Source organism: Variovorax xiamenensis (genome assembly GCF_050916385.1).
Classification (GTDB): Bacteria; Pseudomonadota; Gammaproteobacteria; order Burkholderiales; family Burkholderiaceae_C; genus Variovorax.
This window is the reverse complement of the sequence record NZ_CP139038.1, coordinates 5,039,451-5,064,265: the sequence shown is the minus strand read 5'-3', so window position 1 is coordinate 5,064,265 and position 24,815 is coordinate 5,039,451. Positions and strand designations below refer to the sequence as shown.

20 protein-coding genes are annotated in these 24,815 nt (G+C 69.2%); 6 read left to right on the top strand and 14 right to left on the bottom strand.

All coding sequences use genetic code 11. From position 1 onward, the window contains the following. Positions 1-11 precede the first annotated feature (11 nt). Both SFB74_RS23085 and SFB74_RS23080 read right to left on the bottom strand, forming a co-directional pair. Positions 12-3,131, bottom strand: a complete 3,120-nt coding sequence (locus SFB74_RS23085; protein ID WP_432726619.1) for an autotransporter outer membrane beta-barrel domain-containing protein — start codon at positions 3,129-3,131, stop codon at positions 12-14. 307 nt (positions 3,132-3,438) lie between these two features. Next, the gene (locus SFB74_RS23080; RefSeq protein ID WP_432726618.1) at positions 3,439-4,134 is read right to left on the bottom strand and encodes a TetR family transcriptional regulator; all 696 of its coding nucleotides are present in this window, start codon (positions 4,132-4,134) and stop codon (positions 3,439-3,441) included. Positions 4,135-4,216: 82 nt separating this feature from the next. On the opposite strand from SFB74_RS23080, the gene SFB74_RS23075 reads away from it, so the two are divergent. The 3 genes from SFB74_RS23075 (at position 4,217) to SFB74_RS23065 (ending at position 7,160) form a co-directional block, all read left to right on the top strand. Then, positions 4,217-4,882, top strand: coding sequence for an O-methyltransferase (locus SFB74_RS23075; RefSeq protein ID WP_432726617.1), 666 nt, complete (start codon positions 4,217-4,219; stop codon positions 4,880-4,882). Between the two features lie 25 nt (positions 4,883-4,907). Beyond that, complete coding sequence (locus SFB74_RS23070) at positions 4,908-5,780, top strand: SDR family oxidoreductase (RefSeq protein ID WP_432726615.1); 873 nt, start codon at positions 4,908-4,910, stop codon at positions 5,778-5,780. A gap of 141 nt (positions 5,781-5,921) precedes the next feature. Next, positions 5,922-7,160: an arabinose transporter gene (locus SFB74_RS23065; protein ID WP_432726614.1), complete on the top strand. Its 1,239-nt coding sequence runs from the start codon at positions 5,922-5,924 to the stop codon at positions 7,158-7,160. On the opposite strand, the gene SFB74_RS23060 is transcribed toward SFB74_RS23065, so the two are convergent. The 6 genes from SFB74_RS23060 to SFB74_RS23035 form a co-directional block, all read right to left on the bottom strand. Beyond that, on the bottom strand, positions 7,123-7,497 hold the full coding sequence (locus SFB74_RS23060) for a hypothetical protein (protein ID WP_432726613.1): 375 nt from the start codon (positions 7,495-7,497) through the stop codon (positions 7,123-7,125). The genes SFB74_RS23065 and SFB74_RS23060 overlap by 38 nt on opposite strands. A 45-nt stretch (positions 7,498-7,542) precedes the next feature. Beyond that, positions 7,543-8,862, bottom strand: a complete 1,320-nt coding sequence (locus tag SFB74_RS23055) for a c-type cytochrome (protein WP_432726612.1) — start codon at positions 8,860-8,862, stop codon at positions 7,543-7,545. Further along, a complete protein-coding gene (locus SFB74_RS23050; RefSeq protein WP_432726611.1) occupies positions 8,859-11,120 on the bottom strand; it encodes a molybdopterin cofactor-binding domain-containing protein in 2,262 nt (753 codons plus the stop codon). Before SFB74_RS23050 ends, SFB74_RS23055 begins: the two co-directional genes overlap by 4 nt. Further along, positions 11,117-11,620 (bottom strand): (2Fe-2S)-binding protein, encoded by a 504-nt coding sequence (locus SFB74_RS23045; protein ID WP_432726610.1) that lies wholly within the window; start codon positions 11,618-11,620, stop codon positions 11,117-11,119. The genes SFB74_RS23050 and SFB74_RS23045 overlap by 4 nt, the downstream gene beginning before the upstream one ends. Before the next feature lie 197 nt (positions 11,621-11,817). Beyond that, on the bottom strand, positions 11,818-12,042 hold the full coding sequence (locus tag SFB74_RS23040; RefSeq protein ID WP_432726609.1) for a DUF1059 domain-containing protein: 225 nt from the start codon (positions 12,040-12,042) through the stop codon (positions 11,818-11,820). Positions 12,043-12,064: 22 nt separating this feature from the next. Continuing rightward, positions 12,065-13,126 (bottom strand): class I SAM-dependent methyltransferase, encoded by a 1,062-nt coding sequence (locus tag SFB74_RS23035; protein ID WP_432726608.1) that lies wholly within the window; start codon positions 13,124-13,126, stop codon positions 12,065-12,067. Positions 13,127-13,277: 151 nt separating this feature from the next. Between SFB74_RS23035 and SFB74_RS23030 the strand changes: the two genes are divergently transcribed. Next, positions 13,278-13,733 (top strand): response regulator transcription factor, encoded by a 456-nt coding sequence (locus SFB74_RS23030; protein WP_432726606.1) that lies wholly within the window; start codon positions 13,278-13,280, stop codon positions 13,731-13,733. An 18-nt stretch (positions 13,734-13,751) separates the two neighbouring features. Here SFB74_RS23030 and SFB74_RS23025 read toward each other — a convergent pair whose 3' ends face one another. From SFB74_RS23025 to SFB74_RS23015, 3 genes are all read right to left on the bottom strand, one after another. Then, positions 13,752-15,065 carry an MFS transporter gene (locus SFB74_RS23025; RefSeq protein WP_432726605.1) on the bottom strand — a complete coding sequence of 438 codons (1,314 nt, stop codon included), beginning with the start codon at positions 15,063-15,065 and terminating at the stop codon, positions 13,752-13,754. 61 nt (positions 15,066-15,126) lie between these two features. Then, entirely contained in the window at positions 15,127-16,767 is a 1,641-nt protein-coding gene (locus SFB74_RS23020; protein ID WP_432726604.1) for a GMC family oxidoreductase, read from the bottom strand. A 139-nt stretch (positions 16,768-16,906) separates the two neighbouring features. Then, positions 16,907-18,787 carry a methyl-accepting chemotaxis protein gene (locus SFB74_RS23015; protein ID WP_432726603.1) on the bottom strand — a complete coding sequence of 627 codons (1,881 nt, stop codon included), beginning with the start codon at positions 18,785-18,787 and terminating at the stop codon, positions 16,907-16,909. A 117-nt stretch (positions 18,788-18,904) separates the two neighbouring features. Here SFB74_RS23015 and SFB74_RS23010 point away from each other — a divergent pair, with 117 nt between their 5' ends. Continuing rightward, positions 18,905-19,711, top strand: coding sequence for an IclR family transcriptional regulator (locus tag SFB74_RS23010; RefSeq protein ID WP_432726602.1), 807 nt, complete (start codon positions 18,905-18,907; stop codon positions 19,709-19,711). Between the two features lie 107 nt (positions 19,712-19,818). Next, on the top strand, positions 19,819-21,033 hold the full coding sequence (locus SFB74_RS23005; RefSeq protein ID WP_432726600.1) for a DUF2252 domain-containing protein: 1,215 nt from the start codon (positions 19,819-19,821) through the stop codon (positions 21,031-21,033). A 13-nt stretch (positions 21,034-21,046) separates the two neighbouring features. On the opposite strand, the gene SFB74_RS23000 is transcribed toward SFB74_RS23005, so the two are convergent. Genes SFB74_RS23000 through sauS form a run of 3 tightly spaced genes read right to left on the bottom strand, consistent with a single transcriptional unit; the run spans position 21,047 to position 24,800 of the window. Next, the gene (locus SFB74_RS23000) at positions 21,047-21,844 is read right to left on the bottom strand and encodes a sulfite exporter TauE/SafE family protein (RefSeq protein WP_432726599.1); all 798 of its coding nucleotides are present in this window, start codon (positions 21,842-21,844) and stop codon (positions 21,047-21,049) included. Beyond that, on the bottom strand, positions 21,841-23,358 hold the full coding sequence (locus tag SFB74_RS22995) for an AMP-binding protein (RefSeq protein WP_432726598.1): 1,518 nt from the start codon (positions 23,356-23,358) through the stop codon (positions 21,841-21,843). The genes SFB74_RS23000 and SFB74_RS22995 overlap by 4 nt, the downstream gene beginning before the upstream one ends. A 2-nt stretch (positions 23,359-23,360) precedes the next feature. Then, the gene (gene sauS, locus SFB74_RS22990) at positions 23,361-24,800 is read right to left on the bottom strand and encodes an acylating sulfoacetaldehyde dehydrogenase (protein WP_432726596.1); all 1,440 of its coding nucleotides are present in this window, start codon (positions 24,798-24,800) and stop codon (positions 23,361-23,363) included. Positions 24,801-24,815 lie beyond the last annotated feature (15 nt).

Below are 24,815 nucleotides of genomic sequence, written 5' to 3'. Positions count from 1 at the left end.
CGCGCGGCAGCTCACCAGCGGAACTTCACGCCCACGCTGCCCTCGATGCCGCTGCTCTTCGTGCGCACGCCGCCGCCCGAGGCCCAGAGCTTGCCCAGCTCCGCGTACAGGCTCGCGTTCGGCGTGAGCTGCAGCGTGGCGCCCGCCGCCAGTTCGGTGCTGGTGCCGCCGGTGCGGGTCGCGATGTCGGTGTACGCCGCGGGGCCGATGAAGCGGCTGGTGTCGGTGCCGCTGCCGCTTCGGTAGACGTTGAAGCGCACGTAGGGCTGCAGCAGGCCGGCGGAGGTGGCGATCTCGCCCTTCACCCGCACGCCGGCGCGCGCCAGCCATCCGCTGTGGCTGTGCTGCTGCACCAGCGCGGCGGCGATGCCGGCGTCGTCCAGGCTGATGTGCTGGTGCACCAGCTGCAGCTGCGGTTCGATGGTCCAGCCCGGTGCGATGGCGAACGACTGGCCCACTTCGATGGAAGCCAGCAGGCTGTTGCCCTTGCCGGAGCCGGAGTAGCTCAGCGCGGGCGATGCCGTGTAGTGGTGGCGCCCGGCCTGCAGCACGCCGTCGACGTACAGGCCGCTGTCGCTCTTCCAGGTGGCGTAGGCGCCCAGGTACTGGCTGCGCAGGTCGTTGGAGCCGGCCGCGTAGTTGACGATGCCGCGCGCGAAGCCGTTCACGCGCATGTCGCCGTTGAGCTCGCCGACATAGACGCCGGCGTGCCAGTGGGCGTCGGCCCACAGGTCGGTGCCGGCCTGGAAGCCGGTGAGACGCCCCTTGCTGGTGGGGCTCACGGTGCCGCCCTGGCTGATGGTCCGGTCGGTGCTGATGATGCGGGCCCAGACCTGGCGGTAGCCGCGGTCGGCCATGGCGGGGCCGGCGTCGTTGCTGCCCGGAGGGCCGTCGTCGCCCATGCGCTGGCGCATGCTGCCGAGCATCGACAGGTTGGCCTGGCGGAACTGCTCGGGCAGCGCGGCGTACAGCGGCACTTCGGCGCGGTAGGTAGGCACGGAGATGCCGCCGCCGCTGCTTCCGCTTCCGCTTCCGCCGCTGCTGCCTCCGGTACTTCCGCCTCCGCCGCCGCCATTGGTCGGCGGGGTGACGATGGTGCTGGAGCGCAGGTACCAGTTCTCGCCGGCACCGCTGGCATCGGCCGCGTACAGCCGGTACTCGTAGGCGCCGGCGTCGACGTGGCCTCCCGCGAGTGCGAAGGCGCTCTTCGTGGTCTGCGCGGTGGTCGTGGCGCCGTTGATCGCGCTGACGACCTCGATGCCGTTGCCGGTGGTCAGCGCGCCCAGCCCGCCGAGGTTGGTGATCTGCACGTTGGTCGTGCCGCTGGCGATGGCGGTGCTGCCGCTGAGGATCAACCGGTCGGTCGCGCTGCTGCTGTTGCCCAGCGCCGTGCCCAGGCGCAGCGTGCCGCCGTTGCCCACCCACGGGCCGGTGACGGTGAGCGTGGTGCCCGGCGCCGAGCCCACCAGCGAGACGGTGCCGCCGCTGGCCATCGACGCGATGGTCTGGCTCTGGCCGGCGAGGTCGAGCGTCGCCCCCGATGCAACCGTGAAGGCGCTGGCGCTGCTGAGCGCGCCGGCCGCTCCGGCGCGAAGGGTGCCGGCGTTGACGCTCGTGGCGCCGGCGTAGACGTTGGCGCCGGACAGCGTCAGCGTGCCCGCGCCGCTTTTCACCAGGCCAGCGGCTCCGGAGATGGGGCCCGACCATCCCATGTCGTGGCCGTTGGTGTCGATGGTGCCCGTGCCGCCCAGCAGCAGCGGGCTGCTCAGGCTCAGGCCGTTGGCGCCCGCGATGATGCTGGCTGTAGCGCCGCTGTCGATGGCGACGGCGCCCGTCAGCATCGCGCCGGCATTCAGCGTCAGGCTGTTGCTTCCGCCGGTGAACTCCACGGCTGCCGCGCGGGTGATGCCGTCGCCGCCCATGCCGCCCGTGATGCTGCCGCTGTGCACGATGGAGAGGTTGGCGCCCGTCACGCCGACGCCGCCCGCGCCGTTGGCGCCGCTCGCGCCCCCGTTGCTGTTGGCGCCACCGACGCCGCCGTTGCCGCCGGTGATGGAGCCGCTGTTGGTGATCGTGGTGCTGCTGCTGCCCGTCGCCTGCAGGCCGACACCGCCGTCGCCGCCGGCTCCGGGCGCGCCGGTGCCGCCCGCACCGCCGCCACCGGCCCCGCCCGCGCCGCCGGCGCCCGCGCTCACCGTGCCGGAATTGGTCACCGACACCGCGCTGCCGCTCAGCGTGATGCCGTTGCCGCCGGCGCCGCCTCCACCGCCGGATGCGTTGCTGCGCGCCGGCAGCAGTTCGGAGCCGCCCGCGCCGCCCGCACCGCCGGTGACGGCGCCGCTGTTCGTGTACGAGAGTCCTGGCGTGGTCGCGTTCAGGAAGAACCCGCCGCCGCCGCTGCCGCCGCCACCGCCTTGCGAGAAGGCGTCGCCGCCCTTGCCGCCGGCACCGCCCGTCGAGCTGCCGGAGGCGGTGTAGTTGCCGGTCGGCCCGGAGAGGATGGAGCCGTAGCCGCCCGCGCCGCCGCCGCCGGCCGCCCAGTAGCCGTTGCCGCCCGCGCCACCGGTACCGCCCGTGTAGCTGCTGGAAGAGGAGGTGACGCCGCTGCCTATCGACGAGCCCTGGAACCCGCCGCCGCCGCCGCCGCCGTAGCCGTTTCCGTTGCTGAAGTCGCCGGTCTGCGACTGGCCTGCGGCGCCGTTGTCGCCCTGCAACACGCCGGGGCCGACGACGTTGCTGCCGGCTCCCGCCGCGCCGCCCGTGCCGGCAGCGGCTCCGGCGAAGGAGCCGATGTTGGCGTTGGAGCCGGCCGTCGGGCCCGCGTCGGTCGACGATCCGCCGGCGCCCCCGTTCGCGTTCACCGTGGTGTCGTTGAGACCGCCGCTGCCGCCGGTGCCGTTGGCGCCGCCGGAGCCGGCGTGCAGCGAGGTGTCGTTGGTGGGCTGGCCGCCGGCACCGCCCGCCGCCAGGGCAGGGCCGGCGCCCAGCAGCAGTGCCGCCAGCGCAGGGGCGAGGACGAAGCTTGCCGATTCACCCGACCTGGCCGAGCGCGCATGGCCGCGCGAGGTTTCGGGTGCGGCGACCCAGGTGCCGCGGGCTGGATTCCAGAGGGTCCGAAAAACCTTGTTCATGGCTTGTCAACTTGTTCGTTCGTCACCTGAACGGGCAGGCTCCCGCGTGCGGGCGCGCGTCTTTCCACGCCTGCACATGCCGTCGTTTTCGATTTACAAGTCAAAAATGTAAGTACGCGTTGCGGCCGGGCATATGCCCGGAAGCGGGTACCCAGGCGGGGCCGATCGGCGGTGCGACCGTTACATGCGACGCGTGCAGCTGTCGCGGGTTGAGGCACAACGCACTACAGGCGCGGAGGTGCCAGGCGCGGGCATCCCCTGAACTGCATCAGGAGGTAAGCAATGTTTCGCGCGAAATACAAAAGGGCTAGGAGCGCGCCGGGCGGCGAGGGCGCTTCTTTTCCTTCTTCTCCTGCCCGCTTTCCTGCTCGTGCCCGTGCCCGAGGCTCCGGAGATAGGCGCAGAACATGTCGGCCATCGCGTCCGAATAGGCGGTGATCTCGGCGTCGGTCCGCGGGCTTTCCGAGAACTGCTTGCCGACCGCGCTGAAGGTGGTCGTGACCAGGTCGCTGGCCATGGCGCGCACGGCGTCGCCGGCATCGGGCAGAGCCTCGCGCATGAAGGCCTGCATGGCGCGGTCGCCGGCGGCGTGTGCGTCGTGCGCTTCGGGCGCGTCGCGGTAGAGCGGGGCGGCGTCGCTGAGCGCCACGCGCATGCCGGCTTCCTCGCACTCCGAGCGCACGAAGGCGTGCACCAGCATGCGCAGCCGCTCCAGCGGCGGCCGCTGCGCGTCTTCGAGGATGCCGCACAGCATGTCGCTCGTCTGCTTCCACTCGTCGCTCTGCAGCCGGAAGAGGATCGACGCCTTGTTCGGAAAGTACTGGTACACCGACCCGACGCTCACGCCGGCCCTCTCGGCCACGCGCGTGGTGGTGAAGCGCCGGGCGCCTTCCTTCTCCAGAACCTGAAGGGCCGCTTCGAGGATCGCGGCGACGAGCTCGTTGGAGCGGGCCTGCTTGGGCTTTCTTCTAGAGGAGATCGGTGCGCTTCGGCGGTCTGCCATGGGGGGGTTCGCAACGCGAATAGGAAATGTGAATGTTCCTTCATATTATGAGCGCACCTTCACTCCAACACGAAGAACCCCTGTGACAACCCTCACCACCACACCGCTGGCACCCTTGCTGGAGCGCCTGTTCGACGAGGCCGCCGAGGCATCGCCGGCCATGAGCGCCGCGGTCGCCGGCCTTTCCGACGAAGAGCGCTCGAAGCTCATGCGCAGCAAGACCGGCTATCTCGATTTCTACGCGCGGCTCAAGGACGTTCCGCTTCCCGTCTCGCGCGAGACCGGCGTGCTGCTCTACATGCTGGCGCGCAGCAGCGGCGCACAAAACATCGTCGAGTTCGGCACCTCGTTCGGCATTTCGACGCTGCACCTCGCAGCGGCCGTGCGCGACAACGGCGGCGGCCGCGTCATCACCACCGAGTTCGAGCCTTCCAAGGTTGCGCGGGCCCGCCACAACCTCGCGGCCGGCGGCCTTGCCGACCTGGTCGAGATCCGCGAAGGCGATGCGCTGAAGACGCTCGCCACAGACCTCCCGGTATCCATCGACCTGCTGCTGCTCGACGGCGCCAAGGCGCTCTATCCCGAAATCCTCGCGCTGGTCGAGAGCCGCCTGAAGCCGGGCGCGTTCGTCGTCGCCGACAACGCGGACTACAGCCCCGAGTACCTCGCGCACGTGCGCTCGCCCGCCTCGGGCTACATGTCCACGCCCTTCGGCGAGGACGTCGAACTGTCGATGCGGCTCGGATGAATCCGGCCGCCAAGGAAACACAGCAATGAAAATATTCGTCACCGGCGCGACCGGGTGGGTCGGCTCGGCCGTGGTTCGGGAGCTGGTCGGCGCGGGCCACCGCGTGGCCGGTCTCGTCCGCTCCGCCGACAAGGCCGCCGAGCTCGAGGCGGCGGGCGCGCAGGCTGTGCGCGCCACGCTCGACGACCTCGAGGCCTTGCACGAGGCTGCTTCCGCGGCGGACGCGGTGGTCCACACCGCGTTCAACCACGATTTCTCGAAGTTCGCCGAGAACGCCGGGCAGGACCGGCTTGCGATCGAAACGCTCGGAAACGCACTTGGGACTTCGGGGCGCCCGCTGCTGGTCACTTCCGGTCTCGCGCGGCTCGCGCCGGGGCGGCTCGCGACCGAAGCGGATGTTCCCGATCCGTCCTTCGTGCGCAAGTCCGAAACCACCGCGCGTGCGCTGGCGGCGAGCGGCGTGCGCGCCGCGACGGTCCGGCTCGCACCTTCGGTGCACGGCCTGGGAGACCACGGGTTCATTCCGATCCTGATTCGCCTTGCGCGCGAGAAGGGCGTCTCGGCCTACCTCGGCGAAGGCCTGAACCGCTGGGCCGGCGTGCACCGGCTCGATGCCGCGCGCATCTACCGCCTCGCGATCGAGCAGGGCGGAGACGAAGCGGTCTTCCATGCCGTCGCGGACGAGGGCGTCCCGTTCAAGGACATCGCCGCGGTCATCGGCCGCCGGCTCGGCCTGCCGGTCGAGTCGCGCGGACGAGAGCACTTCGGCTGGTTCGCAGACTTCGCGGGCGCCGACATGGCCGCGTCCAGCGAGCGCACCCGCGCGCGGCTGGACTGGACGCCGACCGGCCCTGGCCTGCTGTCCGACATCGACCAGCCCGGCTACTACGCCGGCTGACGACAACTCCAACGCGGACCGCTGGGTGTCCGCAGTGCCAGTCGCACTGGCCGTAAGCGTCTGACGTCAACCAACGCACTCCACGATCCTTGCCGGTCGGGGTGCGTTCGCGTGCGCGCTCCGATCGACCGGGAGAACACCATGAACCTGGACGACACCATGACTTTCCAATCGACACGAGCCGCAACTTCATCGCCACCATCATCGACGCGCGACCCCGCGCAAGGCCGCCTGCTGCTGCTGACGGCCATCCTCTTCATTTCATATCTCTGCGTCGGCATGTCCCTGCCCGTCGTTCCGATCTTCGTGACCGGGCAGCTCGGTCTGGGCAACGTGTGGGCCGGCCTCGGCGTCGGCATCGCCTTTCTCGCCACCGTCCTGAGCCGGGCGTATGCCGGCACCCTGTCCGACCGCGCCGGGGCCAAGTCCGCGGTGATGCGCGGGCTGGTCTTCTACGTGAGCGGGGCGCTGAGCTCGCTGGCCGCGGGCCTGCTGTCGCAGTCGCCGTGGACGGCCTACCTCGTCCTGCTTGCCGGCCGACTGCTGGTCGGCCTCGGCGAGAGCCTGGTCGGCGTCGGCATCATCGGCTGGGGCATCGGGCTCGTGGGCCCGGTGCGCTCGGGGAAGGTGCTGGCGCTGGTCGGTGCCGCCATCTACGGCGCGCTGGCGGTCGGCGGGCCGATCGGCCTCGTGCTGCAGCAGCGCTTCGGTTATGCCGGCGTCATGGGCGTCGGAGTGATCCTGCCCTGCCTCGGCATGCTGGCGATCTGGCGCCTGGCCGGCGTGTCCGCACACCCCGGAGCCGTGCGCCCGCCGTTCTGGCGCGTGATCGGACAGGTCTGGCCGCACGGCACCATCGTGTGCCTGCAGGGCATCGGCTTCGCGGCGATCGGTGCGTTCTTCACGCTGCACTTCCTCGACCAGCACTGGCGCTTCGCCGGGCTGGGCCTGACGGCCTTCGGCGGCGGTTTCGTGCTGGTGCGCGTGCTCTTCGGGCATCTGCCGGACCGCGTGGGCGGACTTCCTGTGGCCATCGGTTCGCTTGCCGTCGAGACCGTGGGGCAGGCGCTGATCTGGAGCGCGTCCGATCCTGTGCTCGCCCTTGTTGGCGCGTTCCTCACGGGGCTCGGCTGCTCGATGATCTTCCCGTCCATGGGGCGCGAGGTCGTGCATCTGGTGCAGCCGCATCTGCGCGGCACGGCGCTGGGCGGGTTCGCGGCTTTCCAGGACGTCGCCTACGGGCTGACGGGTCCGCTGGCCGGGCTGCTGGCCGACAGGGCAGGGTACGGCGGTGTGTTCCTGGCCGGCGCATGCGCGGCGGCCGCGGGGCTGGTGATCGCGATCAGCCTTCGTCGGGCTCAGACACGCTCTCGGCCTTGATTGCGCGGGCGGCCCTGGCCTTCATCAGCTCGGCCTCGAGCCCGGCCTTCAGTTCGTCCGCCACCTTCTCCGGCTCGCGGCGCAATTCCACGATGTCGCGCTCGCCGACGCACAGGCCGTCGAGCCGCACGTAGATGCGCGCGAAGTCGCCGCCCATCGCGCGCGCCACGTCGCCCAGGCATTCGGCCAGCGTGGCGAAGCCGCTGTTGCGGTAAGAGCTGGGGGGTATCACGCCTCTGGAGCGGGGCGCGCGAACGGAGTAGGCATACGACGCAGCTTCCTTCCGCAGCTCCACCACCGGCTGCAGGCCACGCTGTGCTTCCCCTGTTCTCTTCATGGCCGCAGTGTAGATGCGGCGAAACCCCGTGGCCAGCCGGTCAGGTCAGGGGTTGGGCCCCAGCGCGCGCTGCTTCGCGACGAACTCCGGCGTCACCGCGGCCTGCTTGTTGCCGAACTGCGCGATGACGTAGTTGGCCAGCGCCGCGACCTCGGCGTCGGTATAGGCCTTGCCGAAGGCCGGCATGTAGATCTCCCTGTCGTGCACGTGCATGCGCACGCCCTGCAGGATCATCTGCGTCACGTTGGAGCCGTCGGGGTCGTTCACGCCGCGCGTTCCGAGCAGCGATGCGTCTGTGGTCTGCTGGCCCTTGCCGTTCCACTGGTGGCAGCTCGCGCAGGCGGCGGCGAAGAGCCTGAGCCCCTGCTCGTGGCCCTCGGCCGTGTTGGCGGCCGGCGCGGCGGCGCTCGCCGCGAGCGCCCATGGCGCCTTCGCGTCGATCTCGATCGGGTTCTTGCCGCTTTTCGCGGGCACCGTGCGCAGGTAGCTCACGAGTGCCGAGGCGTCTTCCGGCTTCAGGTACTGCAGGCTGTGCTCCACCGCCTCGCCCATCGGGCCCGATGCGGAGCCGCGGCCCTCGGCATGGCCGGTCGTGAGGTACGCGGCGATCTCGGCGTCGCTCCAGGCGCCGATGCCGTTCTTCGCGTCGGAGGTGATGTTGTAGGCGCGCCATCCCTGGATGGATTCGCCCGCGAGCTCGTTGCCCTTTTCCATCGCGAAGGCGAAGTTGCGCGGCGTGTGGCATTCGGCGCAGTGGCCCAGCGCGGTCGCGAGGTACTTGCCCTGGTTCCAGGCGAGCGGCTTCGATGCATCGGCCTCGAAGCGGCTGCTCTTGAAGAAGGCTGCGTTCCAGAAACCCATGGCCCAGCGCTGGTTGAACGGAAAGCCCAGCTCGGCCTCCCGGTTCGGCTGGATCACCTTGGGCAGGCTGAACAGGTACGCCTTGATCGCCAGCACGTCGTTGCGGCTCAGCGCGGTGTACGAGGTGTACGGGAAGGCCGGGTACAGGCGCTTGCCGTCGGCGCGCACGCCGTCGTGCAGCGCGCGCACGAACTGGTCGTCGGTCCACTTGCCGATGCCCGTCTCGGGGTCGGCCGTGATGTTCGACGAGTAGATCGTGCCGAAGGGCAGCACGAAGGGCAGGCCGCCCGCGAAGGGTTGCCCCTTGCCGCCGGGCACCGTGTGGCATGCGATGCAATCGGCGGTCTTGGCGAGGTATTCGCCGCGCACGAGAAGTGCTGCGTCGTTGGGCGCACCGGCCAGCGCCGGCGCTTCGCCTGCGGAGCCGTCGGTGCGGTTCAGGAAGAAGTAGAGCGCGGCGCCGATGACGACCAGCACCGCCAGGGTCTTGAAGAGCCGCTTCATGCCGTCCTCCCTTCATCGAGCCCTGCATCGGCGATCTTCTTCTTCAGGGCCTCCTTGTCCTGCGCCAGCAGCGAGCGATTCACAGGCAGCGCGCGCAGGCGCACGCCCGTCGCGGCGAAGATCGCGTTGGCCAGCGCCGGTGCCGCAATGGCGGTGCCGACCTCGCCGAGCCCGCCAGGCGCCTCGCCGCTCTTCACCATGTGCACTTCGATCGGCGGCGACTCGTTGATGCGCAGCGTGCGGTAGTCGTGGAAGTTGCTCTGCTCGATGGCACCGTCGCGCAGCGTGATCTCGTTGTAGAGCGCCGCGCTCAGCCCGAACAGCAGCCCGCCCTGGACCTGCGCCTCGATGGAGCCCGCGTTCACCGCGATGCCGCAGTCGAGCGCGACCACCGCGCGCCGCATGCGCACCTCGCCCTGCGGCGAAACCTCGGCCTCGACGATCGCGCACACGCGGCTGCCGAAAGCATCGCCCACGGCCACGCCGCGCCCCACGCGTGCGGGCAGCGAGCCCTGGCCCCAGCCGATCTTGCTGGCCGCGAGGTCGAGCACGGCGAGCGTGCGCGGGTTCTTCTGCAGCATCGCGCGGCGGTAGGCCACCGGGTCTTTCTTCGCGCGGTGCGCGAGTTCGTCGATGAAGCTCTCCATCACGAAGAGGTTGTGCGTGGGGCCCACGCCGCGCCACCAGCCGACGTTCAGGCCCGCCGGCATGTCGTGCCGCACCCATTCGACCTTGAGGTTCGGCAGGTCGTAGCAGGGCTCGGCCACGCATTCGATCAGGTCGCCGTCCATGCCGTCCTTGCCCATGAAGGCGGGCGCCCAGCGGCCGAGCACCGTGCCGCCCGAGATGCGGTCGCCGAACCACTGGATGCGGCCTTCGCCGTCGACCACGGCCGAGATCTCGTCGTGGTACATCGGGCGCACGATGTCGTGGCGGATGTCTTCCTCGCGCGTCCACACCACCTTGAGCGGGTAGGGCACCTGCTTCGCGAAGGCCACGGCCTGCTCGACCGAGTCGGTCTCCAGCCGCCGGCCGAAGCCGCCGCCCAGGTACTGGTTGTGCACCGTCACCTTGTCTTCGGCCAGGCCGGTGATCTTCGCGGCCACGCCCGCGCAGCGCGCCGGCACCTGCGTGCCCACCCAGACGTCGCAGCCGTCGGGCCGCACGTGTACCGTGGTGTTGAGCGGCTCCATGGTCGCGTGCGCGAGCATCGGCAGGTCGTAGGTGGCCTGCACCAGCGTGCCTTCGGGCCGCTTGCCTGTTTCCTTGCCGACGATGGCCTTGTCCTTCGCGAGCGCGTCGGCCAGCGCCGCGCGCAGCTGCTGCGTTGTGAGCGTGGCGTTGCGCCCCGGCGTCCACTGCAGCTTCAGCGCCTCGAGGCCGCGCTTCGCGGCCCAGAAATGCTCGCCCACCACGGCCACCGCGTCCTTGATGCGCAGTACGTCGATCACGCCGGGTATGGCGCGCGCGGCCTTGTCGTCCACCGAGGCCAGCACGCCGCCCAGCGTGGGGCTCGCCCTGACAGTCGCCACCTTCATGCCCGGCACGCGCACGTCGATGCCGAACTGCGCGGTGCCGTTGACCTTGCCCGCCGAATCGACGCGCCGCAGCGGCTGGCCGATGAGCCTGAAGTCCTTCGGCTCCTTCAGCGCCACCTTGGCCGGCATCGGCAGCTTTGCGGCTGCACCGGCGAGCGCGCCGAAGCCGAGCTGCCGGCCCGAGGCCGCATGGCTCACCACGCCGCGCGCCACCGTGCAGCTCGCCGGGTCGACTTTCCATTGCGCGGCGGCGGCGCTCACCAGCAGGGTGCGCGCCACGGCGCCGGCTTCGCGCAAGACGCCGAAGGTGCCGCGCGTGCTGGTCGAGCCGCCGGTGATCTGGCCGCCGAGCAGCGGCATGCCGTAGAGCGCCTCGTTCGCGGGCGAGTGCTCCACGCGCACCTGGTCGAGATCGACGCCGAGCTCCTCGGCCAGCAGCATCGCCGAGCCGGTGTAGATCGCCTGGCCCATCTCGGCCATCGGCATCACCAGCCGCACACCGCCGTCGGCATCGATGCGGATGAAGGCGTTCGGCGCGAAGGCCGGGTTGCCGTCGGCGAGCGCGGCGGCCGCGTCGCCCGGCTGCTGCCTCGGGCTGATCGCGGCGAAGGCCTTGCCCGTGCCCAGCCATGTGAAGGCCAGCGCGAGGCCGCCGGCCTGCAGGGCCGCGCGGCGGCTGATGCCACCGATGCCGCTGGCGAGACGGTCGACCGGCTTCATGATGCGCTCCTTGCAGGCATCACCGCCACCGACTGCATCACCTCGGCCTTGCCGGTGGCGGCCTGCTTGATGGCCGCCCGGATGCGCGAGTAGGTGCCGCAGCGGCAGACGTTGCCCGACATGGCGAGGTCGATGTCTGCATCGCTGGGGTTGGGCGTGCGCTGTATCAGCGCGGTGGCCGACATGATCTGGCCCGACTGGCAGTAGCCGCACTGCACCACGTCGACGTCGAGCCACGCTTTCTGGATGCTCTTGCCGGCCGGTGTCTGTTCGATGGCCTCGATGGTGGTGACGGCCTTCTTGCCGATGGAGCCCACCGGCAGAACGCACGATCGCACGGGCTGGCCGTCGAGGTGCACGGTGCAGGCGCCGCACTGGGCGATGCCGCAGCCGAACTTGGTGCCGGTGAGCCCGACGATGTCGCGCAGTGCCCAGAGCAGGGGCATGTCGTCGGGCGCGTCGATGGCAACGGACTGGCCGTTGATGTTGATATCGATCATGGGCCTTGCCTTTTTTCTGGTTCGCCGTGGGTGGCAGCGAACCATAGCGCGACTTTGCAAAGCGCGCTTGGCGGGCAAGGCCGTGTTCGACCGGCGCGCGATGCTTTCATCGCGAGGCGCCGGTCTGCATTCATCCGAAGGTATTCATCGCCGCTGTGCACTGCAGCAACGACGATGGCCGGGTGCGCGAAGCGGCGTCAGGCAGGCACCTTCTGCGCAGCCGGCATCTGCAGCGGCGGCGTGCCGGTCTTGAACATGCTCGCGAGCTGCTTGCGCAGCTCCGGCGTGTCGGTGTGGCCGTGAACGGTCACGGCGTGCTGGACGGCGGCATCGAGCAGTTCGCTCTCGGTGTCGGCGCTCAGCGCGACGCTGCAGTTCGTCGTGCTCGGGTACTCGCGGCAGTCGATGTATTGGCGTGACATGGCGGCAGCTCCTTGGATGTCCTCACGGACGTGCTTCGAAGATCAGGTTGAAGGGCGTCTCGCTCGCGCGGCGGAAGTGCGCGAAGCCGCCTTGCGCGGCGACGTCGCGAAGGCGCGCCTCGCCGGCCTGCGCGCCCAGGCACAGGCCGACTTCCTGCGAGCGCGAGGCAGGCGTGCAGATGAAGTTCGACGCCGAATAGAACACGCGCCCCACGGGATTCATGTTGTCCTCCAGCCGGTCGTTGGCGAAGGGCTCCACCAGCAGCCATGTGCCCTGCGGCTTGAGGCTGGCGCGCACGTGCGCCGCCGCGCCGACGGGGTCGCCCATGTCGTGCAGGCAGTCGAAGAAGGCCACCAGGTCGTAGTCCTTGCCCGGAAAGTCCTTCGCGCTCGCGACCTCGAAGCTCAGCCGCTTCGGATCGTCGATGCCGGCCTTGCGCGCCGCCTCGCGCGCGCGCTCGATCGAGGGGCCGTGGTAGTCGAAGCCGACGAAGCTCGACTCGGGATAGGCCTGCGCCATCAGCAGCGTGGACGCGCCATGCCCGCAGCCCACGTCGGCCACGCGCGCGCCGCGTTCGAGCGCGGCCGAGACGCCTTCGAGCGCCGGTATCCACTGGCTCACGAGGTTGGCCGCGTAGCCGGGCCTGAAGAAGCGCTCGGTGCCGTGAAAGAGCGCCGGGTCGTGCTCGTGCCAGCCGATGCCCAGGCCGGTACGCATCGCCTGGACCATCTTGGGCACCGCCTTGAACTGCGCCACCGCGATCTGGAAGGCGCCGGGCACGAAGGCCGGGCTGCCTTCCTCTGCGAGCGCGAAGGCCTGCTCTTCCGTGAGCGAGAAGCGCTGGCTGGCCGGCTCGTATTCCACGTAGCCGCTGGCAGCCTGGGCCGAGAGCCATTCGCGCAGGTAGCGCGGATCGGTCTCGGTGCGTTTGGCGAGTTCTTCCACGGTGCCGGGGCCCTTGGCCATTTCCTTGTACAGGCCGAGCTGGTCGCCCACGACGATGGTTGCGGCGTGCATCACGGCGCCGATGTCATGGACGAAGTTACCCATGAACGCGTTAAGCCTTGTTTCGTCGATAGCCATGTGTTTCCCCTTCGCCGGCGGACGGCTCGCGCGTCCCCTGCCTGCCTATACTGATTTCGCGGCAGAGGGACACCGGCCATCGTCCGTCTCGACGCGGGCAGGCGCCATACGCAGCAATGCGTATGCACGATGAAAGTGAAAGGGGCATGCCATGACGCATCTCACGCGCGGCGATTGCGCGAGCGCACTTCGCCTGCTGGAACAGCTGGAGTCCGGACAGTCGTCCGTGCGGCACCACGGCGTGCATGCAATCCGCCGCATGTCGATGAAGGCGCCGCGCCGGCGCGAGTTCCGCCGCGCCTCGATGCAGGCCGAGCACTATCGCCGCGCGGGGCTGGAGCACGCAGTGGCTGTGGCGCTGCTGTACCGGCTGGCCTGTCGTGCGGAGGCTGCGCTGCCCGCCACCCTGCCGCCCAGCCTCACCCCGCGCGAAGGCGACGTCATGCACTGGCTCTCGCGTGGCAAGACCGACGCCGAGATCGCCGCTCTGCTCCAGATCAGCCCGCGCACGGTGCACAAGCACCTGGAGCACGTGTACGTGAAGCTGGGCGTGGAAACGCGCACCGCGGCCGTGATGCGCGCCCTCGGCATGGGGGGGGCCCTTTGAGAAGCTTCGGGAGAGCCTTCAGCGCGACGCCACCGCCACCGGCGAATCCGCGGGCGAGGCGCTGCGCCCGATCATCCACGCGCACACCGCCGACACCACGCCCGCGAACAGCACGTACAGGCAGATCTGCCACGGCTCGCCGCCGCCCGACTTGAGCAGCGCGGTCGCGATGATCGGCGTGATGCCCGAGGCGAAGATGCCCGAGAACTGGTAGACGAAGCTGATGCCCGTGTAGCGCACCTTCGCGTCGAACAGGTCGCAGAAGAGGGCGGCCTCCGGCCCGTACACCGAGGCGTAGAGGATGCCGAAGGGCACGATGATCGACAGCCAGACGAGCAGCACGTTGCCGCCGCTGTGCGTCATCAGCCAGAAGCCCGGAAACGCCGACACGGCCGTGATGAGCGAGCCCCACATGTACACGCGCGGCCGACCCAGCCGGTCGGACATGCGCCCGAAGAAGGGAATGGCGAAGCACATCACCACCGCCGCGGCCATCACGCCCAGCAGCGCCTCGGTGCGATTGATCTTGATGGTGGTCGTGAGGTAGTTGATGGAGAACACGCCGAAGATGTTGAAGAACACGCCGTCGATGTAGCGCGCGCCCATGCCCTTGAGCACGTTGCCGGGGTAGCGCCGCAGCATGTCCATGAAGGGAATGCGCAGCTCGGCGTTGCGCGCCTTCACCGCCGCGAACTCCGGCGTTTCCTTCACGTGCAGGCGGATGTACATGCCCACCATCACCATCGCGCCCGAGATCAGGAAGGCGATGCGCCAGCCCCACGAGAGGAACTGCTCGTCGGTGAGCAGCCACGACAGCAGCGCCACCACGCCCGAGGCCATGCACAGCCCGATGGCCAGCCCGATCTGCGGCAGCGAGGCATAGAAGCCGCGCTTTTCCTTCGGCGCGTATTCATACGCCATGAGCACCGCGCCGCCCCATTCGCCGCCCAGCCCGATGCCCTGCGCCACCCGCAGCAGCAAGAGCAGCAGCGGCGCGGCGATGCCGATCTGCGCGTAGGTGGGCACCAGGCCGATGAGGAAGGTGGCCACGCCCATGATCATCAGCGTGATGATGAGCATGCTCTTGCGCCCGATCTTGTCGCCGAAGTGGCCGAAGATCACGCCGCCCAGCGGCCGCGTGACGAAGCCCACCGCGAAGGTCGTGTAGGCCAGCAAGGTCGACACCACCGGGTCGCTGCCCGGGAAGTAGAGCTTGTTGAACACGATGCCGGCCACCACGCCGTACAGGAAGAAGTCGTACCACTCGATGGTGGCGCCCACCAGGGCCGAAACCACCACCCTGCGAATCGCTTTCTCGTCGCTTGCGCTCATGTCTGTCTCCGATGAGGTTGTCGTGGCGGTCTCTGCGGACCGTGGGGTTCGAAACGGGAACTCAGTGCGCGGCCGCTGCCGCTCTCGCGTCCTCTCTGATCAGGTCGACGGCCTTCTCGGCCATCATCACGGCGGGTGCGTTGGTGTTGCCCGACACCAGCGTCGGCATCGCCGAGCAGTCGATCACGCGCAGCCCGGCCACGCCGTGCACGCGCAGGCGCGCATCGACCACGGCGAGGGCGTCGCTGCCCATGCGGCAGGTGCCGGTGGGGTGGAAGATGGTGGCGCCGTTGTTGCGGCAGAACTCCAGCAGGTCGGCGTCGCTCGCGGCATCGCGGCCGGGCTTGACCTCGCGCTTCACGTAGGGGCGCATGGCGGGCGATTCCGCGATCGCGCGCGCGGCCTTCACGCCGGCCACGGTGGTCGCGCGGTCGAGTTCGGTGGAAAGGTAGTTGGGCTGCATCTCCGGCGGCTCGCCCGCGTCGAGCGAGCGGATGCGCACGTGCCCGCGCGACTCGGGCCGCAGCTGGCACACCGACATCGTGAAGCCCGAGTACGGATGCACCTTGCCGCCCGCCATGTCGGCCGAGAGCGTGGCGACGTGGAACTGGATGTCGGGCGTGGCCGCCACCGGCCGGCCGCTTTCGTCCTTCAGCGCGCGCATGAAGCAGCCGCCCTGGTTGATGCCCACCGCCAGCGGGCCGGTGCGGTGCAGCAGCCATTCGAGGCCCATGCCCATCTGTCCGAACCAGGAGTTGAGCTGGTCGTTGGTGGTGATGGGCTTGGTGCACTCGTAGCCCAGGCGGATCTGCAGGTGGTCCTGCAGGTTCTCGCCAACGCCGGGCAGCTCGTGCACCGGCGCGATGCCGAAGCGCTCGAGCAGCGCGCGCGGGCCGATGCCCGAGAGCTGAAGCAGCTGCGGCGATTGAAGCGACCCGGCCGACAGCAGCACCTCGGCGCGGCAGCGCGCGGTCTTCAGCTCGCCGCCCTGGCGATAGGTGATGCCCGTGGCGCGCCGGCCGTCGAACACCAGCCGCTCGGCCATCGCCTCGGTCTCGATGCGCAGGTTGGGGCGGCGCTTCACCGCCGGCGTCAGGTAGGCCTTGGCCGTGCTGCAGCGCCAGCCCTTGTGCGTGGTGAGCTGGTAGTAGCCGGCGCCTTCCTGCGCGGCGCCGTTGAAGTCGTTCGTGCGCGGCACGCCGGTCTGCGCGGCACCGTCGATGAAGGCCTCGATCAGCTCGTGCTTCGCCGCGATGTCTGAGACCTTCAGCGGCCCTTCGCCGCCGTGGAAGGCGTCGCCGCCGCGCTGGTTGCCCTCGGAGCGGATGAAGTAGGGCAGCACTTCGTCGTAGCTCCAGCCGGCGTTGCCGAGCGCGGCCCAGTGGTCGTAGTCCTCGCGCTGGCCGCGGATATAGATCAGGCCGTTGATCGAGCTCGATCCGCCCAGCGTCTTGCCGCGCGGCCAGTAGATGCGCCTGCCGTTCATGTTCGGGTCGGGGTCGGTTTCGAAGCGCCAGTTGTAGGTGGGGCTCCACATCGTCTTGCCGTAGCCGATGGGCAGGTGAATCCACAGCGACCGGTCCGCCGGCCCGGCCTCCAGCAGCAGCACGCGGGTGGCCGGATCTTCGCTGAGCCGGCCGGCGAGCACGCAGCCGGCGGAGCCTGCGCCGACGACGATGTAGTCGAACTCTTCTTCAGGCATGCAAGGTGGTCCCGGGAAGTTCTGGAAGGCCCTGTGGGCACGGGCCGATGAAGCGATCGCTTCGCCTGGGTGAATCCTAGGACATTGATTTTCGGAACGCAATGTTCCATTTTTAAGGTTTTACCCGAATGCCTCCTTCCTATCTGGCCGTTCCCGGCTCCTGGGCCACGGCGCGTTCTGCCGGGATCTGGAGTGCCGGTGCTGATCGCTCCACGAGTGCCAGGTCGGGACGTCCGGCCGTGATCCGGAAGACCGAAACAGCCTGCACCAGCTGGTCGGCCTGGAACTTCATGCTTGCGGCGGCGGCCGCGCTTTCCTGGACCAGCGCGGCGTTCTGTTGCGTCGCCTGGTCCAGCTGCATCACGGCCTCGCTGACCTGCGCGACGCCGAGGCTCTGCTCGGAGCTGGCCGTGCTGATCTCGCCGACGATGTCCGCGACCCGCCTGATGGATTCGACGACTTCCGACATGGTTGCCCCGGCGCGATCCACCAGGGCCGAGCCGGTCTCGACGCGATCGACGCTCGCGCTGATCAGTGCCTTGATCTCCTTGGCGGCGTCGGCCGACCGGATTGCGAGATTGCGCACTTCGGATGCAACCACCGCGAAGCCTCGCCCCCGCTCGCCCGCGCGCGCAGCCTCCACGGCCGCGTTCAGCGCCAGGATGTTGGTCTGGAAGGCGATGCCGTCGATCACGCCGATGATGTCGGCGATCCTCCTGCTGCTGTCGTTGATGCTCTTCATCGTCTCCACCACCTGCACCACGACCTCGCCGCCGCGCATGGCCACGGTGCTCGCGCTGTCGGCGAGCCTGTTCGCTTCGGTCGCGTTGTCGGCGTTGCGCCTGACGGTGGAATTGAGTTCTTCCATGGAAGCCGCGGTTTCTTCGAGCGAAGACGCCTGCGACTCCGTTCGGCGGGAAAGGTCGTTGTTGCCTTGAGCGATCTCGGCGCTCGCGGCGGCGATGCTGTCGGCGGAGGAGCGGACCTGGCCGATGAGGCCCACCAGCTGGCGCTGCATGACGGCCATGGAGGCCAGCACGCTGCCCTCGGGTGCCTTGCGGGCGCCGTCGATTTCGCCCAGATCGCCCTGGGCGACCTTGTGGGCAGCCACGCTGAGCCTGGCCGGTTCGTCGCCAAGAGCCGAGAAAAGACGGTGCGCAATGAAGACGCCCAGCGCTACGGCGGCAAGCACGGCAAGAATGCCCAGGCCGAGCAGCAGCGCCCGCTGCCTGGAATACGCCGCCGCGGACGCTTCGACGCTCGCCCGGGATATCTCTTCGTTGTGATCCGTGTATTCCTTCGAAGCGGCGAGAAGTTGCACGAGCAGCGGCCTGCACTCGACGTTCATCTTCTCGATGGCCTCGTCACGCTTTCCGGCACCCGCCAGCTCGACGATGGACAGCGCGATGGGCAGGTACTGCTTTTCGATCTTTTCGATCCTGGCAAAGATGGCCCGCTCGCGATCCGTGATGTCGTCTCCGGCTTCGAGCGCTTCCTTGAGCTCCTTCAGGCTGGATTCCAGCTGCTCGTTGCTGCCGACCGCCATCGCCTTGGCCGATTCGCGATCGGGCCCATGGCCCAGAAGCACCATGTCGCGCACGCCGATGGCCCGCTGACTGGCTGCGACGCTGACGTCGCTTGCGAGCGCCTGACGGTGTGCGATGCCGGCGATGTATCCCGAGAAGCGATGGTCCGCCGCGCTCAGCGAACGCTGGGCCAGCAGGCTCACGAGCAGCACCAGCAGCACGAGGATGGTGAAGGTCCCGGCGAGCAGTTGCCGGGTCGAAAGAGTTTTCATGGGTCCAAATCCTTGGAGAAGGAAAAGAAAGGGCAATGCGCATTGCCGGAAGCGCCGCGTTCCGGGGCGCGGCCGGTTTCCGTATTTCTCTTTTCGGCCACGAATACTGTTTCTTAAGCCTTGCTTCTTATTTTTCTGATCTTGATAACAAATGACGTATTTTTTGTTTACGAAGCGAGCTTTTATCGATCTTTTGAGCGCGCCATGTGTCGACGAATACATGTCCTGCCCGGCGCTTCCGGAATACCCCGGGGCCCGACGGTGGAACAATCGCCCCGCCTGGCTTCTTGCACGGCCAGCGATTCCTGGAATGTTTTTCCGCCCATAAGGTTTATCTGCATGTCACGTAATGCACGCGCATCTGCCGCGGCGATTCCCCCGGAGGAGCCGGAGTCCGTATCCGCTTCCGGCTCCTCGGCCGAGCGCAGCCTGCGCCTGCTGGCGCTGCTCGCCAATGAAGGCCGAGCCCTCACGCTCGCCGAGCTGGCCGCGCAGCTCGGCCTGCCCAAGGGCACGGCGCATCGCATCTGCACCCAGTTGCTGGCCACGGGTTTTCTCGCGCGCGACGTGGACGAGCGCTCCTTCACCGTCGGCCCCGCGCTGCGCCGGCTGGCCTTCGACACGCTGAACCACGGCGTGGTGCGCGGGCTGCGGCACGAGGTGCTGTCGGCGCTGGTGCGCCAGGTGGGCGAGACCTGCAACCTCACCACGCTCGACGGCGCGCAGGTGCTCTATCTCGACCGCGTCGAAGCCCAGTGGCCGCTGCGCCTCACGCTCGACGTGGGCTCGCACGTGCCGCTGCATTGCACCGCCAGCGGCAAGCTCTTTCTGGCGCAGATGCCGGCGAAGGAGCGCGATGCGTTCATCGGCGGGCTGCCGCTGGAGCGCATGACGCCGAACACCATCACGAAGGCCGACGCGCTGCGCACCGAATGCGAGGCGATCGCGAAGCAGGGCTATTCGCGCGACAACGAGGAATTCATCGCCGGGCTGGTGGCGGTTGCAGTGCCGGTGCGCGACGCGGCCGGCGCGGTGCGCGCCGCGCTGGCGGTGCATGCGCCGACGGCGCGCATGTCGATGGACGACGCGCTCGGGCGCATCGATGCGCTGAAGGCCGCGGCGCAGCGTATGGCCGGGCTGCTCTGACCTGGGCGCGCGCCGCTGCAGGGCGCTTCGTCAGCTTCGAGTGGGTGTGCGACCAGAGAATCCGGCACCCACAAGAGAAAGCGAAAGCGGGAAGAAAGAAAAACGCCATGGCCAACGTCGTCAAGACCATCCGCAACTTCAACGCCGGCCGCGACCCCGAGCGCCTCGCGATGAAGTACGCCAACCTGCGCTCCAGCCCCTTCGTCTTCCTGCGCGGCACATGCCACCTGTTCTACGACCGGCTGCCGGCCGGCGCGTTGTTCTCCAAGGCGCCGGCAGCCTGGCTGTGCGGCGACGCGCACCTGGAGAACTTCGGCAGCTACAAGGGCGACAACCGGCTCGTGTACTTCGATCTCAACGACTTCGACGAGGCAGCGCTCGCACCGGTGACCTGGGAGCTGGTGCGCTTTCTTTCGAGCATCCTGGTGGCCGGCGACGGCCTGTGCCAGACGATCGACGACGCCGATGCGCTGTGCGGGGCCTTTCTCGACTCCTACGCCAATGCGCTCTCGCTGGGCAAGGCCCGCTGGGTGGAGCGCGACACGGCCGGCGGCCTCGTCAGGGATCTGCTCGACACCCTCAAGGCGCGCACCCGCCCCGCGTTCCTCGACCGGCGCAGCGACCGCAAGGGACGCAGGCGCCTCATCCGCTGCGACGGCAAGCATGCGCTGCAGGCCACCGAAGCGCAGCGCGAGCGCGTCACGAAGCTGATCGGCACCTTCGCCGCTTCGCAGCCCAACCCGGGCTTCTTCAACGTGCTCGACGTGGCGCGCCGCATCGCCGGCACCGGCAGCCTCGGCGTGGAGCGGTACATCGTGCTCGTCGAAGGCAAGGGCTCGCCTGACGCCAACTTCCTGCTCGACCTGAAGCAGGCACTGCCATCGTCCCTCGCTCCGCACCTGAAGAAGACGAAGCAGCCCGTGTGGCCTTCGGAGGCGCACCGCGTGGTCGGCCTGCAGCGTCGCATGCAGGCCGTGTCGATGGCCTTCCTGCATCCCATCGTGGGCCGCAAGTCGTCGTACGTGCTGCGCGGCCTTCAGCCCAGCGAAGACCGCGTGACGCTGGATGTACGCCGCACCAGGCTCGACGACATCCGCGGCGTGATCGACGAGATGGGGCAGCTCATGGCCTGGGCGCAACTTCGCAGCTCGGGCCGGCAGGGCTCGGCCATCGCGGATGCGTTGATCGACTTCGGTGCTTCGGTGAAGTCGTGGCGAGGGGACTTGCTGGACGCGGCGCATCAGTGCGCCGCGCAGGTCGAAAAGGATTGGGCGCTCTATTGCGAGGCCTATGACGCAGGGCAACTGGCCCTGCCGGCCTGATCGCGGACCGGTTTCACCAGACCAGCCCCACGACCGACCGCACCACGCTCACCGTCGCCAGCGCAATCAGCAGATTCAGCACCTGCCGCCTGAACTGCTCCGGCGACACGCCCTTGAACGAGCGCTGTCCCCACCAGATGCCCGCGAGCATCGCTGGCGCGAGCCACAGCGCCCACTTGAGCGTGTCCGGCCCCAGCAAGTTGCCCGATGCATGCGCCGACGAAGGCATCAGCGCGGCGCTGATGAGCGACACCACGTCGCTGAAGAGCAGCAGCGCGATCAGCGTGGCGCGCAATGCGGCAGGCGCCATCTTCGCGGTGCTCAGCAGTACTGCGACCGCGATGCCGCCGATGGCCGCGACGCCGTTGATGAAGCCTGAAGCCAGCCCGGCAACCAGCCGCAGACCGCGCGTGGGCTCCAGAGCGACATGCGCGCCACCGCGCAGCAGCAGGGCGGCGGCCATCAGCAGCACGCCGATCAAGAGGCGCAGCGGCGTCTCGGGCAGCCACGCGAGCAGCGCCACGCCGATGGGAATGCAGATGAGGTTGCCGAGCATCAGCCAGCCGAGCCAAGGCATGTCCACGTCGCGGGCGATGCCGCGCAGCTGGCTCAGGCTGGCGAGGATCTCCAGCATGAAGATCGCGGGCACCACCAGCGCGGGCGACACCACCAGCGACATGCCCGCCACGGTGATGGCCGAGAAGCCGAAGCCCGCGAAGCCGCGCACGATGCCGGCCGCGAACACCACGCACAGGCTGTAGGCCAGCGTCGCCGGCGCCAGCGGCGGCACCAGCAGTTCGGCCGCCGTCATGCCTCGAAGAGCGGCATCAGCTTCAGGCGCTGCACCTTTCCGGAGGGGCCGCGCGGCAGGTCCTGCACGAAGCGGTAGTGGCCGGGGGCCTTGTAGCGGCCGAGCACGGTGGCGGCGAAGTCGCGCAACTCGTTCTCGGTGCAGGCGCTGCCTTCGCGCAGCACGACGCACACGCCGATCTCCTGGCCGTAGTGGCGGTCGGGCACGCCCACGGAGGCGGCCTCGAGCACGGCGGGGTGCTTCAGCAGGGCCTCGTCGATCTCGCGCGGCGCGATGTTCTCGCCGCCCTTGATGATGAGTTCCTTGATGCGGCCGGTGACGAAGAAGAAGCCGTCCTCGTCGCGATGGCCGAGGTCGCCGGTGCGCAGCCAGCCGTCGGGCGTGAAGCTCGCGCGGGTGGCTTCCTCGTTCTTGTAGTAGCCGAGCATCACGTTGGGCCCGCGGATGACGATCTCGCCGGTGATGCCGTCGGGCACGGCCGCGAGCTTCGCATCCACCACGCCGGCCATGCAGCCCGAGGCGCGGCCCACCGAGCCGAGCTTGCGCGCGGCCGGGTCCATCGGGTTGGAGAACGAGGGCGCCGCCGTCTCGGTGAGGCCCATGGTCTCGACGATGCCGATGCCGAACATCTGTTCGAAGGCGCGCAGGTGCTCTGGCGGCAGCGCGGCCGACGCGGAGCGGCAGAAGCGGATCGACAGCGTCTGCGCGAGCGGTGGCCTCGGGCCTTCGAGCAGGTACGAGATCATGGTGGGCACCACGTTGATCCAGCTGCACTGCGTCTGCGTGGCCTGCTCCCAGAAGCGGCCGGCCGAGAACTTCGGCGGCATCGCGAGGCTGCCGCCGTGCGCCAGCGGCGCTAGCATGGTCACGGTGAAAGCGTTGATGTGATAGAGCGGCAGCACCGCCAGCACGCGGTCGGACGGGCGCAACTGGTGCTCGGCGCTGATGGCGTGCGCGTTGGCTGCCAGGTTGCGCTGCGTGAGCATCACGCCCTTGGGGTTGCCGGTGGTGCCCGAGGTGTACATCAGCAACGCGACGGCATCGGGCGAGGGCGGCGGCACGTCCTCGGCGGCTTCTTCCTCGCCGGGCAGCGCGTCGCCTTCGGGGTCGACCACGATCAGCTTCACCGGCCGGTCGAAGGTGTCGACGATGCCGCGCACGCGCGCTTCCCATTCAGGCGCGACGCAGACCATGCGGCAGTCGGAATGAGAGAGCACGTAGTGCATCTGCTCGGGCTGCGACAGCAGGTTGACCGGGTTCACGCGAAAGCCACCGTGCATCGCGCCCAGCAGCAGGCGCAGCGTCTGCAGGCCGTTGGGCATGACGAAGGACACCGTGTCGCCCGGCTCCATGCCGTGGCCGCGCAGCACCGAGGCCACGCGGCGGCATCCGCGCGCGAGCTCGCCGTAGGCGATGTGCTGTTCCGATTCCGTGGCGCGCGCGTACACCGCGTGCGGCTGCTGCTGTGCCTGGCGCTCGATCAGCGCGTGCACCGTGGTCGCGGCCGCCGTCATGTTCACTTCGCGCCGTGGCTGGCGAAGAAGGCGCCGAAGATGTCTTCCTCGCTCGGCACCACCTCGGGAATCGGCCGCGACACGCGCGTGATGTTCAGGTAGTGGCGGTAGTTCATGTTGTCGGAGAAGTTGTTCTTGCCCCAGGTGCCGCAGCCCATCGACAGCGAGAAGGGCAGCCCGTTGTCGAAGCTGCCGCCGGTGGCGATGCAGTGCGCCTGGTCGACGATCACGCGCGACACCGGTAGCGTGAGGCCCAGCGTGAGCGCGCGTTCGGGAATCGCGCTGTGCAGGCCTACCGAATGGCCTGCTCCTTCGTACGAATAGATGCGCGCCACCGTTGCGGCGGCTTCGTCGAAGTCGCGCGCCGCGTACACCGCGAGCACGGGGCTCAGCTTCTCGCCGGAGAAGGGATGGTCGTGGCCCACGCCGTCCTCGGCGACCATGAGGATGCGCGTGTCGGCTTCGGCAATCGCCTGCCACGCGGCCCGGTTGGCGCCATCCACCTCGGCCGCCCGCTCGGCGATGACGCGCGCCGACTGCCCGATGACGGCAGCCGAGAGCTTGCCCTCGGGCCACATCAGCTTCTGCAGCGTGGCTTTCTGCGCGTCGGCGAGCATGACGGCGCCACGGTCCTTCAGCGCCGAGAGCATCTTCGCGCGCACCGCGTCGACGATGACGAGGCTGTTCTCCGACGAGCAGCTCGTCGCGTTGTCGAAGGTCTTCGAGCGCAAGATGCGATCGGCTGCGGCTTCTACATCCGCCGTCTCGTCGACGATGCCCGCCACGTTGCCCGCGCCCACGCCGAAGGCCGGCGTGCCGCTCGCGTACGCCGCGCGCACGTTGGCCTGCGAGCCGGTGGCCACCACCAGGTCGCACAGGCGCATCAGCTCGGCGGTCGACTGCTTGTTGACCGGTGCCGGCAGCAGCTGCACAAGATCGCGCGGCGCGCCGATGCGGTCGAACTGCTGGTGGATGAATTCGATGAGCCGCGCCGCCGTCGACCAGCCCTTGGGCGATGGCGCGACGATGACCGCGTTGCGCCCCTTGAGCGCGTTGATGATCTTGTTGGCTGGTGTCGCCCCCGGGTTGGTAGACGGCGTGATGGCGCACACCACGCCCACGGGCCGCGCGATCTCGACGATGCCGCGCGCGGGGTCTTCGGCGATCACGCCGACCGAGCGCGCGTCGTGCAGGTCGCGCAGCAGGCCGAAGGTCTTGCGGTGGTTCTTGCGCACCTTGTCCTCGACGTTGCCTACGCCGGTGTCCTTCACGGCCAGCTCGGCCAGCTCGCGGTTGCGCGCGGGTTCGATGATGGCCCAGCCTGCCGCGACCACGGCGGTGTCGACCTGCGCCTGCGACCAGGTCTCGTAGATGCGCTGCGCGGCGCGCGCGCGCGCCACCAGCTCGGCGATGGGGGAGGAGGGGGTGTTCGTATGTTCCATGGGGACCTGTGTGGC